A 3,737-nucleotide genomic window follows, 5' to 3' on the forward strand; every position below is an offset into this window, starting at 1 on the left:
AAAAAAAGCCCGCCAATCACAAACGAACTGGCAGGCCCTTTAACCGACAATCACCGATTAGTTAAAACGGTGGATCGTCATCATCCGCACCAACAGCCACAACCGCTGACTTCGCAGCCTTCTTCACTGCAGCCTTGCTGACCGCCTTCTTGGCAGCCGTCTTGGTCGCTGTCTTGCTAGCCACTTTCTTCACAGCAGTTTTCGTAGCCGTTTTAGCGGCCGCTTTTTTAACTGCTGTCTTCGTAGCTGTCTTGGTCGCCGTTTTCTTCACTGCGGTCTTGCTGGCAGTTTTAGACGCCGTTTTCTTCGCAGCCGTCTTGCCCGCAGCCTTTCCACCCGGTTTCTCGGGCCTTGGCTCGAACTCAAACCCAACCTTGCCGTTGTCTTGCTTGGCCAGATACGCTTTGAATTTTCGGTTAGTACGGCTGGATACAAACCCTTCCAGCAAGTCGGTTTTCCCGGTGGTCAGCAGTTTTTCGATTTGCTGCGGGGAAATCTCTTGCTGCAGAATCATTTTTCCACTGCGAAAGTCGCACGATTTCTCCGGCCCGACAGATTTCTCGCATACATAATTCATGCCATGCTCAAACACGCGGCTACTGCACTTGGGGCAGGGGCCGAGGGAGGTTTGCGCGGAGAAGTCGACAGGTTCGGCATCGTTGTCATCATTTTGGCCGAAGTCGAATTCAAGTTTGAACTCATCGGTAATGCGTAACAGTGCAGCGAAAGGACGGCCCATTTTGCTGATGAAGCCGGGCAAGGGGCCCAGTGTACGGTTGCTGAGCAATTCTTCCACTTCGGGAATTTCGAAGGTGCGGCCGCCTGGGTGCTTGCCTATCGAGAAGTCACAACTGGTGCAGGCATAGCGCCGATAGTTTTCTTTGACCACAGCGCCGCATTTGGGGCAGGGTGTAGCCAGCGTGGCATAGTCGCCAGGCACGGTGTCGCGCTCGTATTCTTTGGCGCGCTTGACGATGACCTGCGTCATTTGCGCGATTTCACGCATGAACTCGTCGCGGTCGAGCTCACGCTGCTCGATTTGCTTTAAGCGGTGTTCCCATTCGCCGGTGAGTTCGGGCGAGGTAAGCTCATTGACGCCCAGGCCGGATAGCAGGGTCATCAACTGGCGTGCCTTGGCGCTGGGGATAAGATCGCGGCCTTCGCGGCGCAGGTAGCCTTCGTTGAGCAGGCCTTCGATAATGGCTGCCCGGGTGGCTGGTGTACCCAGCCCGCGCTCGGACATGGCTTCGCGCAGCGCCTCGTCGTCCACCAGTTTGCCTGCGCCTTCCATGGCGGACAACAGCGTGGCTTCGTTAAAACGGGCAGGCGGCTTGGTGACTAGCCCTTTCGCTTCAATATCTTCAGTTTTGACCTTTTCACCATCAGAAACGGCCACCAAGTTGGTGTCGTCGCCCTGGGCTTCGCGGCCATAAATGGCCAGCCAGCCGGGAGCTACCAGCACCTTGCCTTCAGTTTTGAAGTGGTGGCCGGAAACCTCGGTAATACGCGTCGTTAGGCGGAATTCGGCCGGGGGGAAGAATACGGCCAGAAAGCGTTTAGTGATCAATTCATAGATCTTGCTTTCGGCTTCGCTGAGTTCGCGAGGAATTTGCAGGGTCGGAATAATGGCAAAGTGATCCGACACTTTTTTATTGTCGAATATGCGCCGGTTGAGTTTGACCCATTTTTGCTTACACACAGTTTCGGCAAAAGGACGCATGCCGGCAGCGGCGGAAGAGCCTGGCTGGGCCAAGGCTTGCATGGTTTCCTGGACTGTGTGAACGTAGTCTTCTGGCAGGTAGCGTGAATCGGTACGAGGGTAAGTCAGCGCCTTATGGCGTTCGTACAGGGTCTGGGCCAGCCCCAGCGTGGTCTTGGCGGAGAATCCAAAGCGCGAGTTGGCTTCGCGTTGCAGCGAGGTCAGGTCGAACAGCGCGGGCGACATCTGGGTGGATGGCTTGGATTCTTCGGTGACATGTCCTGGCTGGTCGCGGCAGGCGGCAACAATGGATTGCGCAGCGGCTTGTGACCACAGGCGCGAATCACGCCTTTCCGGATCGCGTTCGTCCTTCACAAACTTGGGATCGAACCAGCGCCCGGGGTAAAAGCCCGCAGCGGCCACGAATGTGCCGTGTACTTCCCAGTAGTCACGCGATACGAATTTGCGTATGCGCTCTTCGCGTTCGGCCACGATGGCCAGCGTCGGCGTCTGTACGCGTCCTACGGGCGTCTTAAAAAAGCCACCGTCTTTGCTGTTGAAGGCCGTCATGGCCCGCGTACCGTTGATGCCAACCAGCCAGTCGGCTTCGGCTCGTGAGCGCGCAGCGGCTTCCAGGGGCTTCATGGTGTCGTCGTCGCGCAGGTTATCGAAGGCCTCGCGAATGGCTGCCTGTGTCATTGACCGTAGCCAGAGCCGGGTGACAGGCTTTTTTACGCCTGAAAACTGCACGATGTAGCGGAATATAAGCTCGCCCTCGCGTCCGGCGTCGCAGGCATTGATGATGGCCCCGACGTCCTTGCGCTTGAGCAGCTTGACCAATAGCTTCAGACGCTCGGCAGACCGTTTGTCGGTGGGGCCGAGCTCGAATTGTGGCGGAATGACGGGCAGGTGTGCAAAGCTCCATTTTCCCCGGACGGGATCGTTGGGCGCGACCAGGCTGAGCAGATGCCCAATGCTGGACGCGAGCACGTACTGCTCGTTTTCAAAGTAGTCGCCTTCCCGGGTGAATCCTCCTAGGGCGCGGGAAATATCTAAAGCTACCGAGGGTTTCTCGGCAATAATGAGCGTTTTATTCATGAGTTTCCAGTAACTGCATTTCAGCAGCAGTATCGCGGATCATACGAGGGGAGAAACGCAATATGCAAGTCGAGGGTCACAAAAACGATCCTTTGTCTGCGGGCAGGTGGGCAGATTTCCTGCAAAAATCCTCGCTTTCGCTGGCTTTCCTGCTGCTCGCGAGCGCCGGGATATGCTGGATTGCCGCCAATTGGGCGCAGGCCAGTGTGTTTCAAAAACTAGCCGGAGCGCAGACTTTATTAGTCGCTCTCGTTTTAATGACTTGGCGGCTAGTGTACGTGTCTGGCGCAAACAAGGGACAGAAATTTTCGTTATCGGCCAATATGGCGGGGTTGGCGGCGGTCACGACTGGCGGCTTGCTGGCGCTTGTGGGGCAAATATATCAGACTGGCGCGGATCCCTGGGAACTGTTCCTTTTGTGGGCGGTGTTGTTGATTCCATGGCTAGTAGTCATGCGCACCGTCTTTCTGGCCGTGTTGTTCGCCGTGCTGCTCAACGTAGCCGCGGCGTTATACCTGGGGATTTACGAAGCCCGCTTATGGCTGGGCTTATCTTCATGGGTCGGTGCAAGCTTGTTGGTGGCCCTGATGAACGCTGCACTGTTGGTTTTGTGGGAATACGGTATTGCCTGGCTGGATGATCGCTGGCGTGTTGGCCCGCGTATGCTGGGGACGGGCGCTTTGGCCTGGCTGATAGCGGCAACGTTGGCGGCGTTGGATTCCCAAATGGGAGCCTTTGCCATTGCCGTTCCGGGCTTGCTTGCCACCGGGTTAATGTATTGGGTATATACCAGCAAGCGATCCGATCTTGCCATGGTTTGCCTTGCGGCTTTGGCGGCATTCTGTCTGGTAATGATTTCCTTGATCAGCTGGCTGGATTCTGAAGAGGCATTGCTGCTGGTCATTGTGGCGCTAATCGTATTGGCGGGATTGGCATTGCG

2 protein-coding genes are annotated in these 3,737 nt (G+C 56.4%); one reads left to right on the forward strand and one right to left on the reverse strand.

Going from position 1 to position 3,737, the window contains the following annotated elements:
• Positions 1 to 61: 61 nt before the first annotated feature.
• Entirely contained in the window at positions 62 to 2,797 is a 2,736-nt protein-coding gene (locus tag ABWO67_RS19185) for a DNA topoisomerase III (protein ID WP_353154919.1), read from the reverse strand.
• Positions 2,798 to 2,859: 62 nt separating this feature from the next.
• On the opposite strand from ABWO67_RS19185, the gene ABWO67_RS19190 reads away from it, so the two are divergent.
• The coding region (locus ABWO67_RS19190; protein WP_353154922.1) for a DUF2157 domain-containing protein at positions 2,860 to 3,737 on the forward strand (878 nt) is incomplete at its 3' end.

The organism is Pollutimonas bauzanensis, assembly GCF_040393045.1.
GTDB classification, from domain to species: Bacteria; Pseudomonadota; Gammaproteobacteria; order Burkholderiales; family Burkholderiaceae_B; genus Pollutimonas; species Pollutimonas bauzanensis_A.

What these genes read in the sequence shown, in the direction of transcription:
- ABWO67_RS19185 (WP_353154919.1), bottom strand. Translation starts at nt 2,797, where the DNA reads ATGAATAAAACGCTCATTATTGCCGAGAAACCCTCGGTAGCTTTAGAT.